This window comes from Bradyrhizobium sp. HKCCYLRH1030, from assembly GCF_051168395.1.
GTDB lineage: Bacteria > Pseudomonadota > Alphaproteobacteria > Rhizobiales > Xanthobacteraceae > Bradyrhizobium.
Map to the genome: position 1 here is coordinate 43,460 of NZ_JBNPUY010000011.1, position 26,870 is coordinate 70,329.

Here is a 26,870-nt window from a genome sequence, read left to right on the forward strand (position 1 = left end):
CCCACGCGTCCCGGACATGAACATGAACGGGTCCGCGCAGATCGTCTGCTCCAGGTCCCGACTTTTGACTTTTACGGTAAATAACGCGTTAAGTTTACCGCCGGCGCGGCCAGAAGTTTTGCCCTATCAAACGGCGGGTATCAGCCGGCATTTTCACGTGATGATGGGTCGAGCGGCCGCACGCTGCTCGCGCCGGATATCGTCGACAGCGCGGTGATCGCTTCCTCGCACCATTCCGCCACCATGCGTTCGTGGCGCAGGCCGAGACGCAGGTTGAGGAGCTTGCCCATATCGGCCGGGGCCACGTTGCCGTCCGCATAATGCTTCTTGAGGATGCGATCGTAACGCTCGGCGCGGTCGCGATGATGCTCGAGCCGCGCCATCAGGTCGGCTCGGATCGGCCCGATGTCGGCGGCGCCCAGTGCATAGAGCCGGACGAGAAGATCGTCCTTCGTCGAGGCCGGCGTGCTCGGCCGCGCCGCCCAGCTGCGAAACGCCGCGCGGCCCTCCGCGGTCAATGTGTACACCAGCTTGTTGGGCTTGCCGGTCTGCACCACCTCGCGACCCTGGATGTAGCCGCGGTCGCGCAGCCGCGACAGCTCGCGGTAGATCTGCTGGTGGTCCGTCTTCCAGAAGAAGCCGATCGAGGAGTCGAACGTCTTGGCGAGCTCGTAGCCCGTCATCGGATGTTCGGTGAGGCAGGCGAGGATGGCGTCGCCGAGGGCCATGGCCGGAAACTGCTCCCGTTTTTCTGATCGTGTTCTGCCCCGCTCCACGCTTGACATTATGCACACTAGCGCATATGCGTCAATGTGCATATGGGGTGGTTGTGGTGCTGGCCTGTTCCGCCCCGAGGAGACGCCCAATGACAATGACCGGCCTCGATGGATGGTACGGCTACATGAGGTCTCACGATCTCGGCGCTTTGCGGGAGCTGCTGCATCCCAACGCCGTGTTCGAAAGTCCCGTCGTGCACACGCCGCAACGCGGCCGCGACATTACCTTCAAATATCTCGCGAGTGCTGAGAAAGTCTTAGGCGGTCCCGGATTCAAGTATGTCGGGGAGTGGCGTAACGCCACGGGCGCCGTGCTCGAATTCGAGAACGAAATCGAAGGGATCAAGCTCAACGGCGTCGATATCATCAGCTTCGACGACGCCGGTCTGATCACACATTTCAAGGTCATGGTGCGCCCGCTCAAGGCGATCAATCTGCTGCACCGCCTGATGGGCGAACAGCTCGCCGCCATGAGCAAGCCGTCGTGACGCGACCGACAGTCGCAAACTAACGGCTGCCGCAAGCCTTGAGAAATCGCTACAGTCCGCGGCCTGCATTGCCTGCCGCGTCCGTGGAATTCCCCGTCTGAAACTTCAGCCTTCCTGCCGGAGACGCCAATGCCGATCTACAAAGCCCCCGTGGAAGATGTCACCTTCCTGCTCAACGACGTGTTCCAGATCGACCGCTACGACAATCTGCCGGGATTCTCCGATGCCTCGGCGGATGTCCGCGAGGCGATCCTCGGCGAAGCCGCCAAGCTCGCCGAGGAGGTGCTGCATCCGCTGAATCGCGTGGGTGATCTCGAAGGCTGCAAGCGCCATGACGACGGCAGCGTGACCACGCCGAAAGGCTTCAAGGACGCCTACAAGCAGATCGTCGAGGGCGGCTGGCTCGGCCTGTCGGCGCCAACCGAATATGGCGGGCAGGGCCTGCCGGTGACGCTCAGCCAGACCGTCAACGAATTCCAGTGCTCCGCCAACATGGCGTTCTCGATGTATGGCGGCCTCACCATGGGCGCCACCGCCGCGCTGATCGTGCATGGCAGCGAGGAGCAGAAGAAGACCTACGTGCCGAAGATGGTCGCCGGCGAGTGGACCGGCACCATGAACCTCACCGAGCCGCATTGCGGCACCGACCTCGGCCTGCTCCGCACCAAGGCGGTGCGCCAGGCCGACGGCAGCTTCAAAATCTCCGGCACCAAGATCTTCATCTCCGCCGGTGAGCACGACTTGGCCTCCAACATCATCCATCTCGTGCTCGCCCGCATCGAGGGCGCGCCGGCCGGCATCAAGGGCGTGTCGCTGTTCGTGGTGCCCAAGTTCATGGTCAATCCCGACGGCACGGTGGGTGCGCGCAACGGCGTCACCTGTGGCTCGATCGAGCACAAGATGGGCATCCACGGCAATTCGACCTGTGTGATGAACTACGACAACGCCACCGGCTGGCTGATCGGCGAAGAGAACAAGGGCATGCAGGGCATGTTCGTGATGATGAACGAGGCTCGGCTCGGCGTCGCCGTGCAGGGTCTCGCGCAGTCCGAGGTGGCCTATCAGAACGCGGTCGCCTATGCGCGCGAGCGCATCCAGGGCCGCTCGCTGACTGGGCCCAAGGCGCCCGACAAGGCCGCCGATCCAATCATCGTGCATCCCGACGTGCGCCGCACCCTGCTGTCGATCCGCGCCTTCAACGAGGCGGCGCGCGCGATGGTGGTGTGGACCTCGCTGAAGAGCGACGTCGCGCACCGCTCGCAGGACCCGAAGGACCGCCAGGCCGCCGACGACCACATGGGCCTGATGACCCCGGTCATGAAGGGCTACATGACCGACATGGGCTTTGCCAACGCCGTCCAGGCGCAGCAGATGTATGGCGGCCACGGCTACATCGCCGAGCACGGCATGGAGCAGTTCGTGCGCGATGCCCGCATCGCCATGATCTACGAAGGCGCCAACGGCATCCAGGCGCTGGATCTCGTCGGCCGCAAGCTGCCGCGCGACGGCGGCCGCGCCGTGATGGCCTTCTTCAACGAGGTCGGCTCGTTCGCCAAGGAGCAGGGCGGCAACGATGCGATGAAGCCGTTCGTAGCCCCGTTGTCGACCGCGCTCGGCCATCTGCAGCAGGCCACCACGTGGCTGATGCAGAACGCGATGACCAAGCCGGACAATGCCGGCGCCGCCGCGACCGACTACATGCATCTCTTTGCGCTGGTCACCTTCGGCTACATGTGGGCGAAGATGGCGAAGGTGGCGCAGGACAAGATTGCGGCCGGCGACGGCTCGACCTATCTCACCACCAAGCTGGTGACGGGCCGCTTCTTCATGGAGCGCGTGCTGCCCGAAACGGCGGCGCATCTCGCCCGCCTCCAGGCCGGTTGTGCGACCGTGATGGAACTGCCGGCGGAAGCCTTCTGAGGATCAGACGAGAGCCGGTGCGCGCCGCGCGCCGGCTCCGTCGTCAATGCGAACAACAAATCTGACCAGATGAGGAGGGCGTGATGCCTGAGGCCTTTATCTACGACCACGTACGGACTCCCCGCGGCCGCGGCAAGGCCGACGGCAGCCTGCATGAGGTGACCGCGCTCGCGCTCGCCACCGTGCCTTTGAAGGCGCTGAAGGACCGCAACAACATCCCCGAGGACGCGGTCGACGACGTCGTGCTCGGCGTGGTCGATCCGGTCGGCGAGGCCGGCTCCGACATCGCGCGCTTCGCCGCGCTGAATGCGGGTCTCGGCGATGCCGTTCCGGGCATTCAGATCAGCCGCTTCTGCGCCTCCGGCCTCGACGCCGTGAACTTCGCCGCGGCGCAGATCATGAGCGGCCAGCATGAGCTGGTCATCGGTGGTGGTGCGGAATCGATGAGCCGCGTCGGCATCGGTGCGTCCGGCGGCGCCTGGCCGATGGATCCGTCGATGGCGGTGCCGTCCTACTTCATGCCGCAGGGCGTCTCGGCGGACCTGATCGCGACCAAATACGGCTTCTCCCGCGACGACGTCGACGCCTATGCGGTGCAGAGCCAGCAGCGCGCGGCGAAGTCCTGGGAGGAAGGCCGCTTCGACAAGTCGGTGGTGCCGGTCAAGGACATCAACGGCCTGACCATCCTCGCCAAGGACGAGCACATGCGTCCCTCGACGACCATGCAGTCGCTGGCGCAGTTGCAGCCGTCGTTCGTGCAGATGGCGCAGATGGGCGGCTTCGATGCGGTGGCGATCCAGTCGCATCCGGAGATCGAGCGCGTCAACTACGTGCATCACGCCGGCAACTCCTCGGGCATCGTCGACGGCGCCGGTGCGGTGCTGCTCGGCAGCAAGGAGGCAGGCGCGAAGTACGGCATGAAGCCGCGCGCGAAAATCCGCGCCTTCGCCAATATCGGCTCGGAGCCCGCGATGATGCTGACGGGCCCGGTTGACGTTACCGAGAAGCTGTTCGAGCGCTCGGGCATGAAGAAATCCGACATCGATCTGTTCGAGCTCAACGAGGCGTTCGCCTCGGTCGTGCTGCGCTACATGCAGGCGTTCGAGATCGACAAGGACAAGATCAACGTCAATGGCGGCGCGATCGCGCTCGGCCATCCGCTGGGCGCCACCGGCGCGATGATCCTCGGCACCGTGCTCGACGAGCTCGAGCGCACCGGCAAGGCGACCGCGCTGGTGACGCTGTGCATCGGCGGCGGAATGGGCACCGCGACCATCATCGAGCGGGTGTGACGGTGTGCTCCCTCCCCCCTTGCGGGGGAGGGTCGGGGAGGGGGGTGCCACGCGCTCCACTGCCCGTGAGGACCCCCACCCCCGACCCCTCCCCGCAAGGGGGAGGGGAGACGAAACATCGGGGCTGACGCAGCACAGACGCGCCCCTGCCAAATCTGGGAGCACCACATGGCCTTCAAGAACTTCAAACTCGAAACCGATGCCGACGGCATTGCGCTGATCACCTGGGACATTCCGGGCCGTTCGATGAACGTGCTCGACGAGACCTCGGCGATCGAGCTCGAGACCATCGTCAAGGAGACGACCGCCGACGCTGCCATCAAGGGCGTCGTCATCACCTCGGCCAAGGAGGCGTTCTGCGCCGGCGCCGATCTGTCCATGCTGGAAGGCATGAACCGCACCTATCTGGACGTGCTGAAGAGCAAGGGCGAGGAAGCCGCCAACCAGATGCTGTTCGACAACAGCCGGCGCTTCTCGCAGATCTACCGGGCGATGGAAACGTCGGGCAAGCCGTGGGTCGCCGCGATCAATGGCCTCGCGCTCGGCGGCGGCTTCGAGCTGACCCTGGCCTGCCACCATCGTGTCGCGGCCGAGAACCCGAAGACCCGGCTCGGCCTGCCCGAGATCAAGGTCGGCCTGTTCCCGGGCGCCGGCGGCACCCAGCGCGTGCCGCGCATCGTGCAGCCGCAGGACGCGATGAACCTGCTGTTGAAGGGCGAGGCGCTGACGCTCGACAAGGCCAAGGCCATGAAGCTGGTCGATGCGATCGTGCCGGCGGCCGACCTCATCAAGGCCGCGAAGGATTGGATCAAGGGCGGTGGCAAGGCCGTCGCACCGTGGGACGAGAAGGGCTTCAAGCTGCCCGGCGGCCCGGTGTTCTCCAAGAACGGCATGATGATGTTCCCGGCCGGCAACGCCATCTATCGCCGCGAGACCTACGACAACTACCCGGCCGCGCGCGCGATCATGAGCTGCGTCTATGAAGGCCTGCAGCTGCCGATCGATGCCGCGCTGCGCGTCGAATCGCGCTACTTCACCAAGATCCTGCGCTCGAAGGAAGCGGCGGCGATGATCCGCAGCCTGTTCCTGTCGATGCAGGAATTGAACAAGGGCGCGCGTCGCCCCGCGAACGTGCCGGCGACCAAGCTGAAGAAGATCGCCGTGATCGGCGCCGGCTTCATGGGCGCCAGCGTCGGCTACGTCTCGGCCCGCGGCGGCCTCGAGGTCGTGCTGATCGACCGCGATCAGGAGAGCGCCGACAAGGGCAAGGCGCATGCGCAGAGCGTGATCGACGGCCTGGTCAAGAAGGGCCGCGCCAAGCCGGGCGAGGCCGAGGCGATCATGGGCCGCATCACTGCGACCGCGGACTACGCGGCGCTGAAGGAATGCGATCTCGTCATCGAGGCCGTGTTCGAGGACCGCAAGGTCAAGGCCGAGACCTACGCCAAGGCGCAGGCCTATCTGAAGGACGGCGCGATCTTCGCGTCGAACACCTCGACCCTGCCGATCACCTCGCTGGCCGAAGAGTTCAAGGACCAGGGCCGCTTCATCGGCATCCACTTCTTCTCGCCGGTCGAGAAGATGATGCTGGTCGAGATCATCATGGGCAAGAACACCGGCGACGTCGCGCTGGCGACCGCGCTCGACTACGTCCGCGCCATCGGCAAGACGCCGATCGTGGTCAACGACTCCCGCGGCTTCTTCGCCAATCGCTGCGTGATGCGCTACATCGCGGAAGGCAACGAGATGTTCCTCGAAGGCGTGCCGCCGGCGATGATCGAGAACGCCGCCAAGATGGCCGGCATGCCGGTCGGCCCGCTGTCGCTGTCGGACGAAGTCGCGCTCGATCTCGGCCTCAAGATCATGAAGGCGACCGAGCATGATCTCGGCCCCAACGCGATCAACCAGGACCACAAGAAGCTGATGGTCGAGCTGGTCGAGAAGCAGGGCCGCTTCGGCCGCAAGAACGCCAAGGGCTTCTACGACTATCCCGAGAAGGGCAAGGGCCAGAAGAGCCTGTGGCCGGAGCTGCCGTCGTTGCAGCCGAAGCATCTCGATCCCGACACGCTCGATGTCGAGGAGCTGAAGCAGCGCTTCCTGGTGGTGCAGGCGGTGGAAGCCGCGCGCACCGTCGAGGACCACGTCATCACCGACGTGCGCGAGGCCGATGTCGGCTCGATCTTAGGGTTCGGCTTCGCGCCGTTCACCGGCGGCACGCTGTCCTACATCGACTTCATGGGGACGAAGAAGTTCGTCGAGCTGTGCCACAAGTTCACGGCAAAGTACGGCTCGCGCTTCGCCCCGCCGAAGCTCCTGGAGGAGATGGCAGCCAAGGGCGAGACCTTCTACGGCCGCTTCCCGCCGAAGAAGGCGGCGGCTTGAGACCGGAATGATGGATGGAAGCGAGCCGCGCTTGCTGTCCATTCCCTCCCCCCTTGTGGGGGAGGATTAGGGAGGGGGGTAGCCACAGGCACCAGCGCTTGTGGCTACCCCCCTCTCTATCTCTCCCCCACAAGGGGGGAGAGAACAGACTGCCCGAGAAGCAACAGCGAGTCCTTTCAAGATCTCGCTCATCCCGCCTTCATCAGCCCTTCCTTGGTCAGCGCCTCCTGCACCTTCGGCCGTGCGGCGACGCGGTTCTTGTAGGCCACGAGATTCGGCATCGCCGACAGGTCGAACTTCATCCGGTCCGCCCAGGTCAGGATGGTGAACAAATAGCCGTCGGCCACCGTGAATTGCTGGCCCATCAGGTAGTCGCGGCCGGCGAGCTGGCTGTCGATGTATTTGAACTTGCCCATCACGCGGTCCTTGAAGAACGCCTTGGCGTCGTCGGCGAGCACCGGTGAGAACATCGGGCCGAAATTCTTGTGCAGCTCGGAGGTGATGAAGTTCAGCCACTCCAGCAGCTTGTAGCGCTCGCCGCTGTCGCGCGCCGGGGCGAGGTTCTTGGTCGCCGCCTGGTCGGCGATCATCTGGACGATCACCGGGCCTTCGGTCACGATCTCCCCGCTCGGCAACCCCAGCGCCGGCACCTGGCCCTTCGGATTGACCTTCAGGTAATCGTCACCATTTTCCAGGGTCTTGGCGCGCAGATCGACCTTGACCAGGTCGTAGGGCAGGCCGGCCTCGAGCAGGGCGATATGGGGCGAGAGCGAGCAGGCGCCGGGTGAATAATAAAGCTTCATCTTGTATTCCCTCCGTGAGACCGTTTTGTCCTTGGAACCTATCGAGCGGTCACACCCGCCCTTACATGCAGGTGCATGGAATAGTCAAGATTGATGCAGCTGCATCGAATGCGCTAGACTGCGCATCCGAGGATACGAGCCGGCCCATGAAACGCAAACCATCGACCGAGGCGACCGCCGCCTGGATCCGCCTGATGCGGGTCCAGAGCCGGGTGCTGGACTGCGTCGAGCAGGAGCTGAAGAAGGCCGGGTTTCCGCCGCTCGCCTGGTATGATGCGCTGTTGGAGCTGTCCCGGGCGCCCGCGGGCGAGCTGCGCCCGGTCGAGCTGGAGCGGCAGATGCTGATCCCGCAATATTCCACCTCCCGGCTGATCGACCGGCTGGTCGACGAAGGTCTGGTCGTCCGGCGCGAATGCAAGATGGACAAGCGCGGCCAGTTCGTCGAGATCACCGAGGCCGGACGCGAGCTGCAGAAGCGAATGTGGTCGGCCTATTCGGCCGCGATCGAGAAGCATGTCGGCTCCAAGCTGTCGGATACCGACGCTGCCAAGCTTTGCATGCTGCTGGATCGCCTTGGCTGCTCCTGTGGTCAGGCCGCTCCGTTGGCGGCCGGAGAGGGCGCGGCGACCCGATGAAGCATCCGTTCCCATTCACATCCGCGGCCCCCTGGGGTCCGCGGCCCTTCCTGTCACCCCGCGCGACCCTCGAAGCGCTTCTGAACCGAGACTCCCATGGCGCGTGACCAGATCGATATGACCCCGCTGCAGTCGCGCGACGAGCTGGTGGCGTGGATTGCGGCCGGCGTGAAGCCGCCGTCCGCCTTCCGCATCGGGACCGAGCACGAGAAGACGCCGTTCACGCTCGACGGTCACCGCCCCGTGCCCTACGAGGGCGCGCGCGGCATCGGCGCGCTGCTCGAAGGCATGAAGCTCCTGCTCGGCTGGGAGCCGATCATGGAGCGCGGCAACATCATCGGGCTCTATGACGTGACCGGCGGCGGCGCCATCTCGCTGGAGCCGGGCGGGCAGTTCGAGCTGTCCGGCGCGCCGGTCGAGACCGTGCACCAGACGCATGCGGAACTGATGGCGCATCTGGCGCAGGTCCGCGAGATCGCGACTCCGCTCGGCATCGGCTTTCTCGGCCTGGGCATGACGCCGTCCTGGTCGCGCGCCGAAATTCCCGTGATGCCCAAGGGCCGCTACAAGATCATGACCAGCTACATGCCGAAGGTCGGCCGCTACGGCCTCGACATGATGTACCGGACCTGCACCGTGCAGACCAATCTCGACTTCTCTTCCGAAGCCGACATGGTCAAGAAGCTCAGGGTCTCGGTGGCGCTGCAGCCGATCGCGACCGCACTGTTCGCCAATTCGCCGTTCACCGAAGGCAAGCCGAACGGCTTCCTGTCGTTCCGATCCGAGATCTGGCGCGACACGGACAATCAGCGCTCGGGCATGATCCCGTGGGCGTTCGAGGATGGCATGGGTTTCGAGCGCTGGGTGGACTACGCGCTCGATGTTCCCATGTATTTCGTGAAACGCGAGGAGACCTATATCGACGTCTCCGGAACCTCGTTCCGCGACTTCTTCGCAGGCAAGAACCCGGCGATGCCGGGCGAGCGTCCGACGCTGTCGGACTGGGCCAATCACCTCTCGACGATCTTCCCGGAGGTGCGCTTGAAGCGCTACCTGGAAATGCGCGGTGCCGACGGTGTGCCATGGGGCCGGCTGCCGGCGCTGCCGGCGTTCTGGGTCGGCCTGCTCTACGACGACGTCAGCCTCGACGCGGCGTGGGACCTGGTCAAGACCTGGACCGCGTTCGAGCGCCAGAACCTGCGCGACGACGTGCCGCGCCTCGGCTTTAAGGCGCGTGTTCGCAACCGCTACGTGTTCGAGATCGCCAAGGAATGCCTGACCCTGGCGCATCTCGGCCTCCGCCGGCGCAGTCGCATCGACCATCTCGGCCGCGACGAGAGCCGCTTTCTCGAGCCGCTCGATCAGATCATCGATTGCGGCCGCTCGCCGGCCGAGGAGATGCTGGAGAAGTTCGACGGCCCGTGGGGCGGCTCGGTGGAGCCGGCCTACGACGAATATGCGTTCTGATCGGAACGGCCGAGCCTGCAGGTTCGCTGCGTCGCCTGTTCCGCGTTGAGGCGGCACGGGTCCGCTGTTTTTTGTTGCTATTTGTGTCCCAGGTTCGATTCAGCGCCTGGGCGCCGCTGCTTTGCCTTCCGCAGCTCCCACCGGTCCGGGCCGTTCATCCGCCATACAGGTTCGTGGCGATCAAATGACTGCCTAAAAACTCGTAAGAAAACTCGAACATTAACAATGGGTCGGATGGTTCAGCGGCGGCGCGTGGGGCGCTTCATCGGGGCATGGCTGAGGGTACTGGCGTGCCTGTTCGCGGCTGCGTGCCTGACGCCGGCTTCAGCCCAGACCTATTCCGATCGTCCCGGCGGCGACTACATGAGCGCGCCGATCGCCTCCGGCGACCCGGCCGATTGCGCGCTGCTGTGCGAGCACGACCGGCGCTGCCGCGCCTGGAGCTTCAACTATCCGACCGTGATGGAAGCGGGCGCGGTGTGCTGGCTGAAGAACAGCGTGCCGGCGCGCGTGCCGGACAATTGCTGCGTTTCCGGCGTGCGCGGTGCGGGCGTCGTCGAAATCCGCAACGATGCGGTCGAGACGTCGATCGACCGTCCCGGCGGCGACTACCGCAGCTTCGACATCAAGACCACCGATCTGAAGGGCGGCGAGAAGGCCGAGAAGGCCGCTGACAAGGGCAGCGACAAGGCGGCGGACAAGAAGGAAGAGAAGGCCGCCGACGCCGAGGACATCTGCAAGGCCGCATGCACCGGCGACAACAAATGCCGCGCCTGGACCTTTGCGCGGCCCGGCTATGCCGGCAAGGAAGCGCATTGCTTTCTGAAGAAGGAAATCAAGCCGCCGCGCCGGCGGGCGGGCTTTACGTCGGGCGTCGTGCGATAGTGCGCGACGATGAGTCTCGCTCCTTCTTGTCGATCGTCAGAGCCACCGTTATTGCGAGCTCTCGCAATGATGCCAACTGAAGATGCGATGTCGAAGAAGCACCGTGCACCGGTGGCGCGCCAAACTCAGTCGTCATTCCGGGACGTGACGCGCAGCGGCACGGGCCCGGAATCCATAATCACGATGGTGGTTATGGATTCCGGGCTCGCGCTGCGCGCGCCCCGGAATGACGGATGAGAGAGGGGGCTCCCGATCCTGTCTGGTCGCGCTCAATCCGCCGCGGCTATCACTGTGATCTCCGGCCATAGCGTCTTCCAGCGCGTCGCCTTGGCCGCATAGTTCGTCGCCGAAAAGTTGGCTGTATAGTTTGGCCGCACGATCATCTGCGCGATGTCAGCGAGGCCCCTGGGCGCATAGAGCTCATATCCATCGGTAACGGGGCGGAGCCCGACCTGCGTGTTGACGGTGAGAAACCGGTCGATTCCATCGGTTGATCGCGACACGGCGGGGTAGGGACGACCGTGCTTGGCGGGATACCAGAGATGGACGCGGGCCTGGTTGCGCACCTCCACCTTGGCTTCGATGTCATGGAGGTAGGATGCGATGCGCCGGATGACGGCGTCCTCAGCATCCCACGACGTATCCGGATCGAAATAGAAGATGTCGTAGTCGTTGATGCCGTGATCGATCGGACGGCCGGTCCGCACGTTCCAGACGCTCTGAGTCAGGCAGCCGGCGACGACCCAGGCATCGGGCACGGCCGTTTCACGCAGCACGCGCATGATCGCGGTGTTGACGGGGTTGCGCAGCGCGGCTGCGATGAAATCGTCTTTGGTCATGATGGTCGAAGGCATCAGAACATGGGTGCCGTCGACACGTTCAATACACGAGATGGAGGACGGCGTGCAGCCCGTTTCAGCTGCGATCGAACACGGCGAGCGCCTTCTTCGAGGCCAATGCCCGCCACTGCCGGCGCAACAGCGGCTCTGCGTCGGCGCGCCTCGCCTTCGACAGGCGCAGCAGCACGATCGGATAGTCGCGGTAGTGATCGGTGACGTAGAACAGCTTCGGCCGGCTTTCCACCAGCATCGCGCGCTCGTCCGGCGGCACGCCCGGAAGGACGAGACTGTCCCCGTCCTCCTTCAGGCGCGCCAGCATCTTCTTGCGCACCTTCAGCGCGGGTGTCCCATAGGACGTGCCGGCCTCGACCTCCGGCCATGCCAGCGCAAGCGCCCTGACATCGTCGAAGGTCATCGGCGTTCGCTCAGCGCACCGCGGTGAAGAAGCGATCGAGCCGGAAGCCGGACAGCCAGGCCCAAACCGGCTGGTTCTTGAAGCCGAGGTCCCAGGAGCCGACCACGGCATCGGCGCGGCCGACGAGGTTGTCGATCGGCAGCAGGCCGACGCCGCCGTCGCGCAAGGCCACGCGGCTGTCGGCGGAGTTGTCTCTGTTATCGCCGAGCACGAACAGCTTGCCGGGCGGCACCGTCACCTCCGGCGTGTTGTCGAGCCGGCCGTTGTCGCGCATCTTGAAGATCAGGTGCGACACGCCATTCGGCAGCGTCTCGACGTAGCGATAGGCCGGCTCGTTGCGGCCAGTGTCGTCCTCGGCATCGCCGATGCCGTCGGGCTTGAGCGCCGCGGCCTGGCCATTGATGTAGAGCTGGCCCTGGCGCATCTGGATGCGGTCGCCGGGCAGGCCGACGACGCGCTTGACCCAGGCCTGCGAGTTGTCGCCCGGCCAGCGGAACACGACGACGTCGCCGCGCTTCGGCGTCTCGCCGAACAGGCGTCCCGTCTCCGGCAGCGTGATCTGCATCGGCAGCGACGAGGTGCCGTAGCCATAGGGGAATTTCGACGCCAGCAGGGCGTCGCCGATCATCAGGGTCGGCTCCATCGAGCCCGACGGCACGTAGAACGGCTCGGCGATGGCGCCCTTGGCGACGAACACCACCATGACGACCGCGACGAGCTGCGCGAGCTGGCCGCCCCAGGTGCTTTCCTTGCGGACGCTGCCCGTGCGCGTCGCCTTGGTGGTCTTGTCCGTGGACATCTTCTCAAGGCTCATCGGCCCGTGCCTCCCACCGTAATGCGATCCATGCGAAGCGTCGGCTGACCGACGCCGACCGGCACGCCCTGGCCGTTCTTGCCGCAGGTGCCGATGCCGGTATCGAGCGACAGATCGTTGCCGATCATGCTGATGCGGTTCAAATCCGTCGGGCCGTTGCCGATCAGCATCGCGCCCTTCACCGGCGCACCGACCTTGCCGTTCTCGATCCTGTAGGCCTCGGTGCACTGGAAGACGTATTTGCCCGAGGTGATGTCGACCTGGCCGCCGCCGAAATTGACGGCGTAGATGCCGTTCTTGACCGAGGCGATGATCTCGGCCGGGTCGCGCTCGCCGGCCAGCATGTAGGTGTTGGTCATGCGCGGCATCGGCACGTGCGCGTAGCCCTGACGGCGGCCGTTGCCGGTCGGCGCCATGTTCATCAGCCGCGCGTTCTGGCGGTCCTGCATGTAGCCGACCAGGATGCCGTCCTCGATCAGCACGGTCCGGCTGGTCGGCGTGCCCTCGTCGTCGATCGATAGCGAGCCGCGGCGCGAGGCCATGGTGCCGTCATCCACCACGGTGACGCCTTTGGCGGCGACCGGCTTGCCCATCAGCCCGGCGAAGGCCGAGGTCTTCTTGCGGTTGAAGTCACCCTCGAGGCCGTGACCGACGGCCTCGTGCAGCATCACGCCGGGCCAGCCGGCGCCGAGCACGACGTCCATCTCGCCGGCGGGAGCGGGGACGGATTCGAGATTGACCAGGGCCTCGCGCAGCGCGCCGTCGGCGGCCTCGCGCCACGCCTTGGTCTCGATGAAGCGGGCATAGGCCTCGCGGCCGCCATAACCCTTGCTGCCGGTCTCCTGGCGATCACCCTGGCCGGCGACCACCGAGACGTTCACGCGCACCAGCGGGCGGATGTCGCGATAGCTCTCGCCGTCGGGCCGCAGGATCTCCACGACCTGCCAGGTCGCGCCGAGGCTCACGGTCACCTGGCGCACGCGCGGATCCTTGTCGCGCAAGTAAGCGTCGATCTCGCCGAGCAGCTTGACCTTGCTTTCGAATCCGGGAGCGTCCAGCGGATTATCGTCGCCATAGAGCCGGACGTTGGTGTGCGGCGGCGGGCTCGCGAACGTGCCGGAATAGCCGCCGCGCACGGCGCTGACGGCATCGGCGGCGCGCATCAGCGCCGGCAGCGAGACGTCGGAGGAATGGGCATAGCCGACTGCATCGTCCTTCACCGCGCGCAGGCCGAATCCCTGGCTGGTGTCATAGGTCGCCTGCTTCAGCCGGCCATTGTCGAAGGTCAGCGCTTCGGTCTGGCTGTATTCGAAGAACAATTCGCCGTCATCGGCGCCGGCCAGGCCACGCGCGACCTCGCTCCGGACCGCATCACGGTCCAGATTGGCGCGTTCGAGCAGGGAAGTGGTGGGAGCAGTCATGGGTCAATCCGTTGTCGGAGCGTTCATTCCAAGATAGTTGTTTTGACGCCGGGGCGCGAGGGGCTGGATGATTACCGAACTGACATGGTTGAGATCGTTCCCATCACGTCCGCTCACATCGAGAGCTTCCACCGCACGCTCGATTACGTCGCGCGCGAACGGCGCTATCTGTCGTTCGTGCAGGCGCCGCCGCTGGAGTCGACGCGCGCCTTCATTCTGAACAACATCCACGAGGGATATCCGCAATTCGTCGCTCTCTCTGCCGGGGAGGTGGTCGGCTGGTGCGATGTGACGCCCAAATCGGGGCCAATCGATGCCCGGATCGGGGTGCTCGGCATGGGCCTAATGCCGCAGTTCCGGCACCAGGGCCTGGGCAGACGACTGATGGCGGCGGCGCTCGAGGCGGCGCGGGCGGCCGGCTTCTCGCGTGTCGAGCTCACGGTTTACCGCAGCAACACCAACGCCATCAGGCTGTACCAGAAGGCCGGATTCCTGCTCAAGGCGGTGCAGCCGCGGGAGCCCGGCGATGACGGGTTCGACAAGACCCTGCTGGTGATGGCGCTGGCGCTGGCGCTCGACGGGCGGCGCTGAGGCCGCGGGCGCGCATTCAGACGCGCGAACTCACGGCTCGATCACGGCATCGTGCTGCGAAGGGCCTGTCAATCGCGGCCGACGTCAGGGCAGCTTGTCGAAGCCTTCGGCGAGGCCGTTGAGGCTCAGCGGGAAGCCGATGCCTTCCTCCGGCGTCTCGAAGATGATGAAGGTCGCCGTCTTCGCCGTCTTGAGCTGGCCGAGCAGCTTGTCCTCCAGCACCACCTCGGCGACGCAGCCATTGGGCAGGCAGCGCACGAAGCCGGCGCGGCCGACGTCCTGGTTGTCGAGCTTCAGGCCGAGGCCGGACGGCAGCAGCACGCCGAGCGGCGCCACCACGCGCATCAGCCGGCTCTTCTGGTCTGCGGTCTTCAGCATGATCACGGTGAGGCCGGCATTGGAACGGTCCTCGGCCACGACGCTCTGGATCAGCGCGCACTGCTCGCTCTGCGCGCCGGGCGGCGTGTCGCAGCGGATCTGCCAGTCGCCATGCACCGAGCGCACCGCGCCCTGCGCCAATGCGGCGTGCGGCAGGCCGATCACCGTCGCAGCGATCATCGCGACCGCGGTCGCCGCGGAGGTCATCGCGGCAACACGCGCGAGTCGCGCACGCACCGCGCTGAATCGGTACAAACGGCGCGAGTCATTCGCAGCTGGGGTCGACATGTCAGCTGTCCTGTCCGTTGAAACCCTGATCCGGGTCGGTGCCATGACAATTTCCTGTGGGTGATCTGCGCGTCCGACGCCATGATACGGCAATGATGGCGTCTTGAGGACAGCGTCACCGGCGTACGGCACGAAACGATACCAAATATGGCCGCACCCTGGTGGGCAGCTGCCGCTGCGCCTCGCCGAATCAGCCTCGCAAACGGCCGTGTCCCGTTTGCCTACATCGCGCCGCACGCCTGTCAAGCGCCCGTTGCCCGCAAAATCGCGGCATGCGGCAATCTCCCGGAAAATACGCTTGTCGCGACGAACAGCGCCGCGCGCGATATCCGGCGCAAGACTGCATTGCGATAGATCAAGAATTATGGTTTGAGAAGAAAGATTTCGTCATTCCAGTGAACTGGCCCAGGTGCTTTTCTATGCATCCGCCCGAAGGCCATTTGTCAGGAGAGCGGATCGAACGGCGCGCCGCTGCGTGAAGCGGGCGGTGCGCTGAGGGGGAAAGTTCTGAAGGGAGCGCGACGGCATGAAGATGTCGAGAGGCCAATTGAGCGCCTTGCTGGGGTTGGCTGTAACGGGCATGACGCTCGTGTCGGGTGGAGCGGCGTTTGCGGAAACGGGCCAGCCGGCGCCATGGGAAGTCAAGCTGCAGGAGGCTGCGACGCCGGTGATGGAGAACATCACCTGGTTCCACGGCCTGCTGCTGACGATCATCACCATCATCACGCTGTTCGTGCTGGCGCTGCTGGTCGCCGTGGTGGTCAAGTTCAACGCGCGCGCCAACCCGGTGCCGTCGCGGACGACGCACAACACGCTGATCGAGGTGGCTTGGACGCTGATCCCGGTGCTGATCCTGGTCATGATCGCGGTGCCGTCGTTCCGGCTGCTGTTCCTCGAGCTGGATGTGCCGAAGGCTGATATGACCATCAAGGCCACCGGCAAGCAGTGGTACTGGAGCTACGCCTATCCCGACAACGGCAAGTTCGAGTTCGACTCGCTGCTGGCGCAGGACAAGCAGCCGCGGCTGCTCGCCGTCGACAACGAGATGGTCGTCCCGGTCAACAAGGTGATTCGCGTCCAGACCACCGGCGCCGACGTGATCCACTCCTGGGCGATCCCGTCGTTCGGCGTCAAGATCGACGCCATTCCCGGCCGCCTCAACGAGACCTGGTTCAAGGCGACCAAGGTCGGCATGTATTACGGCCAGTGCTCCGAGCTGTGCGGCAAGGACCACGCCTACATGCCGATCGCGGTGCGCGTCGTGAGCGACCAGGAATTCACCGCCTGGGTCGAGGACGCCAAGAAGAAGTACGCCAGCGCGCCCACGAGCACCTATGCGTCGGCTGCGGGCGTGTCGCAGTAGCCGAGCGGGATGAACGCTGAGATTGAGGGCCGCCTTGGCGGTCCACGGGGACACTGAGGATTGGACAATGGCGACGAACGCGACGACCCTGACCGGCCATGACGATCACGCGCACGACCATCCGACCGGATGGCGGCGCTGGATCTATTCGACCAACCACAAAGACATCGGCACGATGTATCTGATCTTCGCGGTGTGCGCCGGCATCATCGGCCTCGCCATGTCGGTCGCGATCCGCATCGAGCTGATGTATCCGGGTGTGCAGCTGTTCCACGAGAACCACACCTACAACGTGTTCGTGACCTCGCACGGCCTGATCATGATCTTCTTCATGGTCATGCCGGCGATGATCGGCGGCTTCGGCAACTGGATGGTGCCGCTGATGATCGGCGCGCCGGACATGGCGTTCCCGCGCATGAACAACATCTCGTTCTGGCTGCTGCCCGCCTCGTTCGCGCTGCTTTTGACCTCGACCTTCGTCGAGGGCGAGCCCGGCGCCAACGGCGTCGGCGCCGGCTGGACGATGTATGTGCCGCTGTCGACCTCGGGCCATCCCGGACCGGCGGTGGATTTCGCGATCCTGTCGCTGCACCTTGCCGGTGCGTCGTCGATCCTCGGCTCGATCAACTTCATCACCACCATCTTCAACATGCGCGCGCCGGGCATGACCCTGCACAAGATGCCGCTGTTCGTGTGGTCGATCCTGGTGACGGTGTTCCTGCTGCTGCTGTCGCTGCCGGTGCTCGCCGGCGCCATCACGATGATGCTGACCGACCGCAATTTCGGCACCACCTTCTTCGATCCGGCCGGTGGCGGTGACCCGGTGCTGTTCCAGCACCTGTTCTGGTTCTTCGGCCATCCGGAAGTGTATATCCTGATCCTGCCCGGCTTCGGCATGATCAGCCAGATCGTGTCGACCTTCTCGCGCAAGCCGGTGTTCGGCTATCTCGGCATGGCCTACGCCATGGTCGCGATCGGCGGCATCGGCTTCGTGGTGTGGGCGCACCACATGTACACGGTCGGCATGTCCTCGGCGACGCAGGCCTATTTCGTCGCCGCCACCATGGTGATCGCGGTGCCGACCGGCGTGAAGATCTTCTCTTGGATCGCCACGATGTGGGGCGGCTCGATCGAGTTCCGCGCGCCGATGCTATGGGCCGTGGGCTTCATCTTCCTGTTCACGGTCGGCGGCGTCACCGGCGTCGTGCTGGCGAACGCCGGCGTCGACCGTGTGCTGCAGGACACCTATTACGTCGTCGCGCACTTCCACTACGTGCTGTCGCTCGGCGCCGTGTTCGCCATCTTCGCCGGCTGGTACTACTGGTTCCCGAAGATGTTCGGCTACATGTACAACGAGACGATCGCGAAGGCGCATTTCTGGGTCACCTTCGTCGGCGTCAACTTGGTGTTCTTCCCGCAGCACTTCCTCGGCCTGTCGGGCATGCCGCGCCGCTACATCGACTATCCCGATGCCTATGCCGGCTGGAACCTGGTCTCGTCGATCGGCTCCTACATCTCGGCCTTCGGCGTCCTGATCTTCATCTATGGGGTGGTCGACGCCTTCATGCGCAAGCAGCAGGCCGCGAACAATCCGTGGGGACCGGGTGCGACGACGCTGGAATGGACCTTGTCCTCACCGCCGCCGTTCCACCAGTTCGAGGTGCTGCCGAAGGTGCAGTGAGCCTGATCTCTCCGACGCGGCGCCATCCGGCGCCGCGTCGATCTCTGCCGGTGGCGCGCCTGGTGCCGCGCCGGAAGCGCGGTTCTGGCACTCCCTTTCCCCAGAGCCTTTTGAATTGAAGTCTGTGAATTGAAGTCTGGATTCGCCGTGTCGGTCATCGATCAGAACGCCATTGCCGTCGGCCCGCGGATTTCCGAGGCCGATGTCGGCGATTATCTCGCGCTCCTGAAACCGCGGGTGATGTCGCTCGTGATCTTCACGGCGCTGATCGGCCTGCTGATCGCTCCGGGCCATTTCCACCCGGTGCTCGCCATCACCTCGCTGCTGTGTATTGCGGTCGGGGCCGGCGCCTCCGGCGCGCTCAACATGGCGCTGGAAGGCGACATCGACGCGCTGATGTCGCGCACCGCCAACCGCCCGATTCCGCGCGGCCGCGTCACCCGCCAGGAGGCGCTCGCCTTCGGCATCACGCTGTCGTTCTTCTCGGTGCTGACGCTCGGCATCCTCGTCAACTGGTTCGCCGGCGCGCTGCTCGCCTTCACCATCTTCTTCTACGTCGTCATCTACACGCTGTGGCTGAAGCGCTGGACCGCGCAGAACATCGTCATCGGCGGCGCCGCCGGCGCCTTGCCGCCGGTGGTCGCCTGGGTGTCCGCCACCGGCTCGATCGCGCCGGAGCCGCTCTGGCTGTTCCTGATCATCTTCTTCTGGACCCCGCCGCATTTCTGGGCGCTGGCGCTGTTCCGCAGCGATGACTACGCCCGCGCCGGCGTGCCGATGCTGCCGGTGGTCGCCGGCCCCGATGCGACCCGGCTGCAGATCCTGCTCTACACCATCGTCCTGGTGGCGATCGCCGCCGCGCCGTGGCCGCTCGGCTATTTCGATGCCGTCTACGGTGTCGTCTCGCTGGCGCTCGGCACGGGCATGCTGTGGCTCGCGGTCGAGGTGTTCCGCAAGCGCGAGCGCAGCGCCTCGCTACGCGCCAACCGCAAGCTGTTCGCCTTCTCGATCCTTTATCTGTTCGTGCTGTTCGCTACGCTCGGACTCGAAGCGGTCGCGCGCATGATCGCGCCGCTGATCTGGTAAGAGGCGCGAGACTGGAAAACATGGCGACCACGATGGCAGATCCGAACGAGCAAGAGGGCATCGTCCTCACCGAGGCGCAGCTGCGCAGCCGCCGTCGCCGCTCGATCGCGATTGCGCTCGCGCTCGGCGTGCTGGTGGTGCTGTTCTTCGCGGTGACCATGGTGAAGGGTCCCGCGGTGCTGAATCGGCCGATGTAGAGACGTGATGCAGGACGGGACGAAGCAGACCGCGATGGAGACAACCGACCAGATCGTTCCGGCGACCGCGCCGGCCGCGCCGCGCCGCGGCCTCAGCCGCGATGCGCTGGTCGGCGGCATCTGCGGCGCCGTCGTGGTGCTGATGGTCGGCGCGTCCTATGCCGCCGTGCCGTTCTACAACTGGTTCTGCCGCGCCACCGGCTTCAACGGCACCACGCAGGTGGCGACATCAGCGCCATCCTCGGCGCCGCTGGCGCGCCGGATCTCCGTGCGCTTCGACTCCAATGTCGCCGGCGGTTTGCCCTGGAAGTTTGAGCCGGAGAAGACCGAGATCGAGGTCGCGATCGGCGAGGTGGTCACGGTCTACTACACGGTCACCAACCAGTCGGCGCGCACCACCATGGCGCAGGCGGCCTACAATGTGTCGCCGCTGACATCGGGCGCCTACTTCCAGAAGATCAACTGCTTCTGCTTTACCGAGCAGACCATGGCGCCGGGCGAGACCCGCGAGATGCCGGTGGTGTTCTACGTCGACCCGGCGATAACAGCCGATCACGAGAACGACAGTTTGAAGACGATCACGCTGTCTTACACCTTCTATCCCGTCCGCGACGCACCGAAGCCGGTCGCGGCGGGCGAGCCGGACAAACCGCGGGGCAGCCTATGACCGCGCGGACGTCCGATATTCGGGGACCATCGCTGTTGAACGACACCGTGCCGGCGCGACCGGCATCGATCTGGGGAGAGACTTGCCATGGCTGAGGCGCACGCCAAGCATCACGACTACCATCTCGTCGATCCGAGCCCTTGGCCGTTCGTCGGCTCGGTTTCGGCCTTCATCATGGCGTTCGGTGCGATCGGCTGGATGCACAAGATGTTCGGCGCCGCGCCGATCGTGTTCGGCATCGGCACCATCGGCGTGCTCTACACCATGGCGAGCTGGTGGGGCGACGTCATCAAGGAAGCGCAATACAAGGGCGACCACACCCGCGTGGTGCAGCTCCATCACCGCTACGGCATGATCCTGTTCATCGCCTCCGAGGTGATGTTCTTCGTCGCCTGGTTCTGGGCCTATTTCAATGCCGCGCTGTATCCGAACTTCGAGGTGCAGGCCACCCGCGAGGCCCTGTTCGGCGGCGTCTGGCCGCCCAAGGGCATCGAGACCTTCGATCCCTGGCACCTGCCGCTGCTCAACACGCTGATCCTGCTGACCTCGGGCACCACGGTGACCTGGGCGCACCACGCGCTGCTCGAGGGCGACCGCAAGGGCCTGAAATATGGCCTGATCCTCACCATCCTCCTGGGTGCCACCTTCACCTGCGTGCAGGCCTATGAGTACAGCCACGCAACGTTCTCGTTCGCCGGCCACGTCTACGGCTCGACCTTCTTCATGGCGACCGGCTTCCACGGCTTCCACGTCCTGGTCGGCACGATCTTCCTGACCGTCTGCCTGGCGCGCGCCTATGCCGGCCACTTCACGCCCAAGCAGCATCTCGGTTTCGAGTTCGCCGCCTGGTACTGGCACTTCGTCGACGTGGTCTGGCTGTTCCTGTTCATCTGCATCTACGTCTGGGGCCACGGCGCCGAGGCGATGGCCCACGGCGCGCACTGAAGCCGGCGCGCACCGGTTCCGTCGAACGTGCTAAGAAGGGGCGGCCGTCGGGCCGCCCTTTCTCGTTGCAGCGGCGCCCGGCGGTTGATCGAAATGTGATCCGCTCTCGTCGCCTCCGGCTGTATCACCATGAGGCGTCGCGCGGCCGCCTAGGGGGCAAGACACCATGACCACCCATCCGCCCGTCACTTTGGCCCAGACCGTCCTGCGCGGGCTCGCCTGCCGCTGCCCGCGCTGTGGCCAGGGCAAGCTGTTCGACGGCTTCCTCAACCTGCGCAAGCGCTGCGAAGCCTGCGATCTCGACTACGCCTTCATCGACACCGGCGACGGTCCGGCGATCTTCATCATGATGCTCGCCGGCGCCATCGTGGTCGGCGCCGCGCTGATCGTCGAGGTGAAGTATCAGCCGCCGTTCTGGGTCCATGCCGCGCTCTGGGGACCGCTGATCCTGGTGACGACGCTGCTGCCGTTGCGCGCGATGAAGTCGCTGCTCATCGCCCTGCAATTCCACCACAAGGCCGCCCCCGGCCGCCTGGTGGACAAGACGCCGCGATGAGCTGGCGCCTGCGCGTGCGAGTCGCACATCTGAGCGGCGCCGAAGGTGTGCTCCCTCCCCCCTTGTGGGGGAGGGCCGGGGAGGGGGGTAGCCCCAGCGGCAGTCTTTGTTGGGCCACCCCCACCCCCAACCCCTCCCCGCAAGGGGGAGGGGAGCGCACCGTTCGCTCCGGCAAAGCGTTCACCTCGCCGCGGACATCTCCGCAATGACGAGTGCTTCCAGCCGCAAAACGTCCTCCCGCGCCTTCGCCGCCTTCACCGTCGTCATGGTCGCGCTGTTCGCAGGCCTCGGCATCTGGCAATTGCAGCGCCGTGCGGAAAAGCACGCGCTGATCGCAGCGCTCACCGATCGCGTTGCTGCTGCGCCCGAACCGCTGCCGCCACAGACGGAATGGCGCATGCTGACGCCGGAGCGCGACGAATTTCGCCGTGTCAGCTTCACTGCCACCTACACCAGACTGCCGGACGCAATGGTCTACAGCGCCGGCTCCGCCGTGCGCGAGGACGTCTCCGGGCCGGGCACCTGGGCGTTCCTCCCTGCGCGCTTGCCGTCCGGCGAGACCGTCGTGATCGACGCCGGCTTCGTCGCCAACACGATGCAGGAACGCGCGGTGCAGGACCGCGCCACCGCCAAGCTCGTCACCGGCGAGCCCGTGACCCTGACCGGCTATCTGCGCTTTCCCGAGGCTGCCGGTTTGCTCACCGCGGCCGAGAGCCGCGAAAAGCGGCTGTGGTTCACGCGCGACCATCGCGCGATGGCCAAGACGCTCGGCTGGGGCGAGGTCGCGCCGTTCTACATCGATCTGGAATCGCCGGTGCCCGACAATGGCATTCCCAAGCCCGGCCCGCTGTCGCCGCATCTGCGCGACGAGCACATGCAATACGCGATCACGTGGTTCTCTCTGGCCGCCGCGTTGATCGTCGCGTTCGCGGTGTGGGCGCGGGGTCGGCGCGCAGCGAACCGATGAGCCCGTAGCCCGCGAAACGTCGCTTGACTTAGAGCGCACTCGAACCCGTAGCCTGCGTGGCGTCGTGAATGGAGATAGGGGCGCATGAAGATCGGCGAGCTGGCCAGGCAGTCGGGGCTGACGCCCCATACGATCCGCTACTACGAGCGGATCGAGCTGCTGCCCAGGGCCGATCGCGATCATGCCCGCCAGCGGGACTACGACGCATCGATCCTGACCTGGATCGAATTCCTCGGCCGGATGAAGGCCACGGGAATGCCGATCCGGGACATGCTGCGCTACGCCGAGCTGCGTGCGGGCGGCGCTGCCACGGAGCCGGAACGACGCCGGCTCCTGGAGCGGCATCGCGACGCGGTCCGGGCGCGCGTCGCCAGCCTGCAGGACTGCCTTCTCGTTCTCGACGGCAAGATCGCCGGCTATGCCGGCAGCAGCGAGAGGACGAACGATGATGACGCGATCCACGCCCAACCAGGCCACGACGACGAGCCCGATGCCGGGCGGCATGCCATCCGGCGCCAACAACGATCAGGATCGGCTGGCGCGCGGCCGGCGCGCGCTCGATAGCATCGACGGCGAGGCCGGCCGCAATGTGATCGCGGCGCTCGCCGACATCGCGCCGGATTTCGCGACCTACGTGATCGAGTTTCCGTTCGGCGACATCTATTCGCGCCCCGGCCTCGATCTGCGCAGCCGCGAGATCGCGACCATCGCGTCCCTGACCGCGCTCGGCAATGCCACCCCTCAGCTCAAGGTGCACATCCATGCGGGCCTCAATGTCGGCCTCAGCCGCGCGGAAATCACCGAGGTGATCATGCAGATGGCGGTCTATGCCGGCTTCCCCGCCGCGCTCAACGGCCTGTTCGCGGCCAAGGCGGTGTTCGCGGAAGCGGACGCGAAGCCCGCATGAATTCGGGCGCCCGCGGTGAGCACAGTCATGACGATGGCTGTGTGTTCTCATCGCCTGCGGACGCGGCCAAGGCCAGTGCGGCGATTGCATCCGCGATGGCCGCACGCATGTCGGGGGCCGCGATGCGACCATCTGCGGTCATCGCCGTCGGCGGCACCGGTACGGCGACGCAAGCCTCATCGACGATCGTCGCGCCCGCGCGCTCCAGCACCCTGCGCAGGTCGGCATGGGCGTCGTGCGCGCCACCATGGGCCGAGCAGTTGATCCAGCCGATCGGCCGTCGATAGAGGCTGCCGGCACTGACGGTCCAATCGATCATGTTCTTGAAGCTGCCCGGCAGCGAGCCCGCATATTCCGGGGTCGACAGCATGACGGCGCGGGCGTCGCCGAGCAGCTTGCGCAAGCGAATGACCGGCTCGGGCAAGGGATCGCAATCGTGGTCGGGATTGAAGTGCGGCAGCTCGCTCAGCCCGACGTAGATCGCCGGCGTGACATCCGCTGGCGCCAGCTCGGCCGCGGCGACGATCACTGCACGGCAGGCCGAGCGGGCGCGCAGGCTGCCGCTGATCAGAACGATGAGCGATGTGTCCTGCTGCATCTCGGTCGACATCATCACGGCGTGCTCCGCTGGCGAACGAAGCGCTCGTTCTTGCAGCCCGCGCACTATGGCAGCCAAGCGCCCCGGGATTTCAAATCAAATCACGCGTGGATCAACCGGGCTCGCCCGGACACCCGGACCGGCGCGCCCGGAGGGCCGTCGAGATCGACCTGCAGGCAGCAGGGCACGCCCATGTCCTCGCCCTGGCGGATCACGATCGGCCGCTCGGTCGCCCAGGCGAGCTCGCGCAGATAGCCGGCAAGCGCCGCGGCCGCCGCGCCCGTCGCCGGGTCCTCGTAGACGCCGCCGAACGGAAACGGATTGCGGGCGTGAAACAGCTGCGGCGTCTCGGCGTGCACGAGGGCGAAGGTGCAGAAGCGCTCACGCTGTGCCAGCACCTGGCCTCGAGCGAAGTCGTAGCTGATGGCAGCCAGGCGGCTGCGGTCGCGCAGGGCAATCACTGGATGATCCATGCCGGCGTGAGCGATCACCGGCGGGATCCGCTCGTCGAGTTCGTCTTGCGACAGCCCGAACAGCGCCAGGATCTTGTCGAGCGCCGCAGATGGCAGGGCCCGGGTCAGCGTCGGCGGCGATCGAAACGCCGCGCTCCAGTCGGTCGCCGAATGATGCCCGTCGACAGTGATTTCGGCATGGTTGAGCGTCAGTGCGAACGTGCCGGAGCGCTCGTGCCTCGCCAGCGCCGCGCCGAGCGCAATCGTCGCGTGGCCGCAGAAATCCACCTCGGCCTGCGGCGCGAAATAGCGCACCCGCCATTTGTCGCCGATGGGCGCCGCGAACGCCGTCTCCGAATAGCCGATCTCCGCCGCCGTCGCCTGCATGGTGGCGGCCTCGGGCAGCGCCTCGCAGATGACGACCCCGGCCGGATTGCCGCCGCGTGGGCCGTCGGTGAAGGCTGCGATGTGCTGGATGATCATGGAGGTCTCGCGCTCGATCTCTGTGTTGGCGATGCTAGGCTTTCAGCGCTCGCAAGTGAAGATGTGCAAGACGTGACTCCACGCACCGCTGTCGTCCCTGCGAACGCAGGGACCCATACCGCGGAATCTATCGGTGAAGCGCAACTGCCAGTCGTCGTCCCACCGAAGCCGGTGGTTATGGGTCCCTGCGTTCGCAGGGACGACGGCGGAATGTGACGCGGCTTCCCTGTGTCGTCGGTGCGATGGTCTCCCGCGTTCGACCGCGGTCTACACGGATCGGCCCGCCCTCACATACGCCCGCTCGCCGGTCCGCGGATGAAACCACACGTCCAGCGTCTCGCCGCTGGTGGGATCGACGAAGCGCTCCTCGGTCTTGATCCAGTCCGGGCCTGGCGGCGCCGAGAGCGCATCGCGCTTGTAGCCTCCCTGGCGGAAGACGAACCACACCAGGACGACCGCTGATATGACCGCGAGCCAGAGCACGAGATCGATCACGGCGCGGGTTCGATGACGGCGGCGGTGCCATAGGCGACGATCTCGCTCATGGTCTGGCCGATCTCGGCGCTATCGAAACGCATCATCAGAATGGCGTTGGCGCCCATCGACGTGGCGTTGGAGACGAGCCGGTCGAGCGCATGGCGCCGCGCCTCCTCCAGCATCTGCGTGTACTCGTGGATCTCGCCCCCGACGATCGAGCGCAGGCTGGCCACCAGATTGCCCCCGAGCCCGCGGCTGCGCACCACCACCCCAAAACACTGCCCCAGCATCCGCACCGTGCGGTAGCCGGTCACGTTTTCCGTCGTCACGACGATCATGGGGGGCTCCATCTGATACTGGCCCGCTCGGGCAGGGGCGCTTGGATTTGACAACCCAGCCACGGTTCCGGTTCAAGGGAGCCACAAGCCTTGCCAGGGCGCCACGGCCAGACGGTGTTACAGCCCATAAACTGTTGAGCTTTGTTAACACTGAGTTTGGGCGTATTCGTTCCGTCGAACGCAAGGCATGCAGGCCGCTAGGCTCTCACTGCCTTATTGGAATCGATGACGGATCATAGCTCATGCCGATGAAGATGATCGCGCTCGCCGGAGCCCTGTGTCTCCTGCTCTCCAGTTCGATGGCATGCCGCGCGAACTCTGGTCCGTGGTGCAGGCCTGACGCTGCAATCCTGAGCTTCAAGAACCAACAGGGGCACGATCTCGCAAGGATCGAGCTGCGCGCCCTCAAGCCCAACTGCAACCGAAATCCGGAGAAGCTTGGCGCAAGCGTGGAAAGATCGATGCGCATCGAGCATGGCGGAGGGTGGACAGATGTTCCGGCGGAGTGCGTAGCCGGTGTTTCCTTTGAAGCAGATGGGTTGGCGCTGTCGGGCGACGATTCGGGACTTGGCATAGCGCTCGCCGGGAAATCGACTGACACGGCCGAGCGCGTGAGGCTCGTCATTTATAAGTCGCGTGAAAGGATCGCATGCTTTCGCATCGAGCCATGTCCGAGCGCCGAGGATCAGTCGGACGAAATCCGCGAGTGCTACAGAGAGTTGACGCGCTAAGCCCGCTCGGCCTGCGGATGACTGCAGA

30 protein-coding genes are annotated in these 26,870 nt (G+C 65.5%); 19 read left to right on the top strand and 11 right to left on the bottom strand.

What is annotated here, in order from left to right:
• Window positions 1–140 precede the first annotated feature (140 nt).
• Entirely contained in the window at window positions 141–728 is a 588-nt protein-coding gene (locus ACQR1E_RS27625; RefSeq protein ID WP_315717938.1) for a PadR family transcriptional regulator, read from the bottom strand.
• A gap of 137 nt (window positions 729–865) precedes the next feature.
• Here ACQR1E_RS27625 and ACQR1E_RS27630 point away from each other — a divergent pair, with 137 nt between their 5' ends.
• From ACQR1E_RS27630 to ACQR1E_RS27645, 4 genes are all read left to right on the top strand, one after another.
• The gene (locus ACQR1E_RS27630; protein WP_434897822.1) at window positions 866–1,264 is read left to right on the top strand and encodes a nuclear transport factor 2 family protein; all 399 of its coding nucleotides are present in this window, start codon (window positions 866–868) and stop codon (window positions 1,262–1,264) included.
• Between the two features lie 129 nt (window positions 1,265–1,393).
• Entirely contained in the window at window positions 1,394–3,184 is a 1,791-nt protein-coding gene (locus ACQR1E_RS27635) for an acyl-CoA dehydrogenase C-terminal domain-containing protein (protein ID WP_434897823.1), read from the top strand.
• 83 nt (window positions 3,185–3,267) lie between these two features.
• The gene (locus tag ACQR1E_RS27640; protein WP_315717934.1) at window positions 3,268–4,476 is read left to right on the top strand and encodes an acetyl-CoA C-acetyltransferase; all 1,209 of its coding nucleotides are present in this window, start codon (window positions 3,268–3,270) and stop codon (window positions 4,474–4,476) included.
• Window positions 4,477–4,644: 168 nt separating this feature from the next.
• Window positions 4,645–6,858, top strand: coding sequence for a 3-hydroxyacyl-CoA dehydrogenase NAD-binding domain-containing protein (locus tag ACQR1E_RS27645; RefSeq protein ID WP_434845076.1), 2,214 nt, complete (start codon window positions 4,645–4,647; stop codon window positions 6,856–6,858).
• A gap of 188 nt (window positions 6,859–7,046) precedes the next feature.
• On the opposite strand, the gene gstA is transcribed toward ACQR1E_RS27645, so the two are convergent.
• Window positions 7,047–7,661 carry a glutathione transferase GstA gene (gene gstA / locus ACQR1E_RS27650; protein ID WP_316201992.1) on the bottom strand — a complete coding sequence of 205 codons (615 nt, stop codon included), beginning with the start codon at window positions 7,659–7,661 and terminating at the stop codon, window positions 7,047–7,049.
• A gap of 146 nt (window positions 7,662–7,807) precedes the next feature.
• Between gstA and ACQR1E_RS27655 the strand changes: the two genes are divergently transcribed.
• From ACQR1E_RS27655 to ACQR1E_RS27665, 3 genes are all read left to right on the top strand, one after another.
• On the top strand, window positions 7,808–8,296 hold the full coding sequence (locus tag ACQR1E_RS27655) for a MarR family winged helix-turn-helix transcriptional regulator (RefSeq protein WP_315717931.1): 489 nt from the start codon (window positions 7,808–7,810) through the stop codon (window positions 8,294–8,296).
• 96 nt (window positions 8,297–8,392) lie between these two features.
• Window positions 8,393–9,763, top strand: a complete 1,371-nt coding sequence (locus ACQR1E_RS27660; RefSeq protein ID WP_315717930.1) for a glutamate--cysteine ligase — start codon at window positions 8,393–8,395, stop codon at window positions 9,761–9,763.
• Window positions 9,764–9,997: 234 nt separating this feature from the next.
• On the top strand, window positions 9,998–10,648 hold the full coding sequence (locus ACQR1E_RS27665; RefSeq protein ID WP_315828023.1) for a PAN domain-containing protein: 651 nt from the start codon (window positions 9,998–10,000) through the stop codon (window positions 10,646–10,648).
• 269 nt (window positions 10,649–10,917) lie between these two features.
• On the opposite strand, the gene ACQR1E_RS27670 is transcribed toward ACQR1E_RS27665, so the two are convergent.
• The 4 genes from ACQR1E_RS27670 to tldD all read right to left on the bottom strand — a co-directional run bounded on the left by ACQR1E_RS27670 (window position 10,918) and on the right by tldD (window position 14,137).
• Window positions 10,918–11,487 (bottom strand): nucleotidyltransferase family protein, encoded by a 570-nt coding sequence (locus ACQR1E_RS27670; RefSeq protein WP_434845074.1) that lies wholly within the window; start codon window positions 11,485–11,487, stop codon window positions 10,918–10,920.
• A 76-nt stretch (window positions 11,488–11,563) separates the two neighbouring features.
• On the bottom strand, window positions 11,564–11,902 hold the full coding sequence (locus tag ACQR1E_RS27675) for an MmcQ/YjbR family DNA-binding protein (RefSeq protein ID WP_315717929.1): 339 nt from the start codon (window positions 11,900–11,902) through the stop codon (window positions 11,564–11,566).
• A gap of 10 nt (window positions 11,903–11,912) precedes the next feature.
• Window positions 11,913–12,701, bottom strand: a complete 789-nt coding sequence (gene lepB / locus ACQR1E_RS27680; RefSeq protein ID WP_316204550.1) for a signal peptidase I — start codon at window positions 12,699–12,701, stop codon at window positions 11,913–11,915.
• 11 nt (window positions 12,702–12,712) lie between these two features.
• The gene (gene tldD / locus ACQR1E_RS27685; protein ID WP_315717927.1) at window positions 12,713–14,137 is read right to left on the bottom strand and encodes a metalloprotease TldD; all 1,425 of its coding nucleotides are present in this window, start codon (window positions 14,135–14,137) and stop codon (window positions 12,713–12,715) included.
• An 84-nt stretch (window positions 14,138–14,221) separates the two neighbouring features.
• On the opposite strand from tldD, the gene ACQR1E_RS27690 reads away from it, so the two are divergent.
• Window positions 14,222–14,728 carry a GNAT family N-acetyltransferase gene (locus tag ACQR1E_RS27690; RefSeq protein WP_434897871.1) on the top strand — a complete coding sequence of 169 codons (507 nt, stop codon included), beginning with the start codon at window positions 14,222–14,224 and terminating at the stop codon, window positions 14,726–14,728.
• An 84-nt stretch (window positions 14,729–14,812) separates the two neighbouring features.
• Here the strand turns inward: ACQR1E_RS27690 and ACQR1E_RS27695 are convergent, their stop codons facing one another.
• On the bottom strand, window positions 14,813–15,394 hold the full coding sequence (locus tag ACQR1E_RS27695) for an invasion associated locus B family protein (protein ID WP_409999275.1): 582 nt from the start codon (window positions 15,392–15,394) through the stop codon (window positions 14,813–14,815).
• A gap of 526 nt (window positions 15,395–15,920) precedes the next feature.
• Between ACQR1E_RS27695 and coxB the strand changes: the two genes are divergently transcribed.
• The 10 genes from coxB (at window position 15,921) to ACQR1E_RS27745 (ending at window position 23,763) form a co-directional block, all read left to right on the top strand.
• The gene (coxB, locus tag ACQR1E_RS27700; RefSeq protein ID WP_315717925.1) at window positions 15,921–16,757 is read left to right on the top strand and encodes a cytochrome c oxidase subunit II; all 837 of its coding nucleotides are present in this window, start codon (window positions 15,921–15,923) and stop codon (window positions 16,755–16,757) included.
• Window positions 16,758–16,824: 67 nt separating this feature from the next.
• Window positions 16,825–18,438: a cytochrome c oxidase subunit I gene (ctaD, locus tag ACQR1E_RS27705; protein ID WP_315717924.1), complete on the top strand. Its 1,614-nt coding sequence runs from the start codon at window positions 16,825–16,827 to the stop codon at window positions 18,436–18,438.
• 147 nt (window positions 18,439–18,585) lie between these two features.
• Window positions 18,586–19,524 (top strand): heme o synthase, encoded by a 939-nt coding sequence (locus ACQR1E_RS27710; RefSeq protein ID WP_315717923.1) that lies wholly within the window; start codon window positions 18,586–18,588, stop codon window positions 19,522–19,524.
• A gap of 20 nt (window positions 19,525–19,544) precedes the next feature.
• Window positions 19,545–19,721, top strand: a complete 177-nt coding sequence (locus ACQR1E_RS27715) for a CoxF protein (protein WP_315717922.1) — start codon at window positions 19,545–19,547, stop codon at window positions 19,719–19,721.
• A 7-nt stretch (window positions 19,722–19,728) separates the two neighbouring features.
• Window positions 19,729–20,388 (top strand): cytochrome c oxidase assembly protein, encoded by a 660-nt coding sequence (locus tag ACQR1E_RS27720; RefSeq protein ID WP_409977986.1) that lies wholly within the window; start codon window positions 19,729–19,731, stop codon window positions 20,386–20,388.
• 87 nt (window positions 20,389–20,475) lie between these two features.
• Window positions 20,476–21,333: a cytochrome c oxidase subunit 3 gene (locus tag ACQR1E_RS27725; protein WP_315751289.1), complete on the top strand. Its 858-nt coding sequence runs from the start codon at window positions 20,476–20,478 to the stop codon at window positions 21,331–21,333.
• Between the two features lie 166 nt (window positions 21,334–21,499).
• Window positions 21,500–21,889, top strand: coding sequence for a DUF983 domain-containing protein (locus ACQR1E_RS27730; protein ID WP_315717920.1), 390 nt, complete (start codon window positions 21,500–21,502; stop codon window positions 21,887–21,889).
• A gap of 205 nt (window positions 21,890–22,094) precedes the next feature.
• On the top strand, window positions 22,095–22,856 hold the full coding sequence (locus ACQR1E_RS27735) for an SURF1 family protein (RefSeq protein WP_316165578.1): 762 nt from the start codon (window positions 22,095–22,097) through the stop codon (window positions 22,854–22,856).
• A gap of 84 nt (window positions 22,857–22,940) precedes the next feature.
• Complete coding sequence (locus ACQR1E_RS27740) at window positions 22,941–23,420, top strand: MerR family transcriptional regulator (RefSeq protein ID WP_434897824.1); 480 nt, start codon at window positions 22,941–22,943, stop codon at window positions 23,418–23,420.
• Window positions 23,359–23,763, top strand: a complete 405-nt coding sequence (locus ACQR1E_RS27745) for a carboxymuconolactone decarboxylase family protein (RefSeq protein WP_315827985.1) — start codon at window positions 23,359–23,361, stop codon at window positions 23,761–23,763. The genes ACQR1E_RS27740 and ACQR1E_RS27745 overlap by 62 nt, the downstream gene beginning before the upstream one ends.
• 25 nt (window positions 23,764–23,788) lie before the next feature.
• On the opposite strand, the gene ACQR1E_RS27750 is transcribed toward ACQR1E_RS27745, so the two are convergent.
• The 4 genes from ACQR1E_RS27750 to ACQR1E_RS27765 all read right to left on the bottom strand — a co-directional run bounded on the left by ACQR1E_RS27750 (window position 23,789) and on the right by ACQR1E_RS27765 (window position 26,111).
• Window positions 23,789–24,376, bottom strand: coding sequence for an NADPH-dependent FMN reductase (locus ACQR1E_RS27750; protein WP_316175751.1), 588 nt, complete (start codon window positions 24,374–24,376; stop codon window positions 23,789–23,791).
• An 86-nt stretch (window positions 24,377–24,462) separates the two neighbouring features.
• Window positions 24,463–25,296 carry a PhzF family phenazine biosynthesis protein gene (locus tag ACQR1E_RS27755; protein ID WP_316172612.1) on the bottom strand — a complete coding sequence of 278 codons (834 nt, stop codon included), beginning with the start codon at window positions 25,294–25,296 and terminating at the stop codon, window positions 24,463–24,465.
• Window positions 25,297–25,563: 267 nt separating this feature from the next.
• The gene (locus ACQR1E_RS27760; protein WP_315735893.1) at window positions 25,564–25,791 is read right to left on the bottom strand and encodes a hypothetical protein; all 228 of its coding nucleotides are present in this window, start codon (window positions 25,789–25,791) and stop codon (window positions 25,564–25,566) included.
• Window positions 25,788–26,111, bottom strand: a complete 324-nt coding sequence (locus ACQR1E_RS27765) for a heavy metal-binding domain-containing protein (protein ID WP_316204366.1) — start codon at window positions 26,109–26,111, stop codon at window positions 25,788–25,790. Before ACQR1E_RS27765 ends, ACQR1E_RS27760 begins: the two co-directional genes overlap by 4 nt.
• Before the next feature lie 242 nt (window positions 26,112–26,353).
• Here ACQR1E_RS27765 and ACQR1E_RS27770 point away from each other — a divergent pair, with 242 nt between their 5' ends.
• Window positions 26,354–26,842 carry a hypothetical protein gene (locus ACQR1E_RS27770; RefSeq protein ID WP_315735897.1) on the top strand — a complete coding sequence of 163 codons (489 nt, stop codon included), beginning with the start codon at window positions 26,354–26,356 and terminating at the stop codon, window positions 26,840–26,842.
• The last annotated feature ends 28 nt before the right edge of the window (window positions 26,843–26,870 follow it).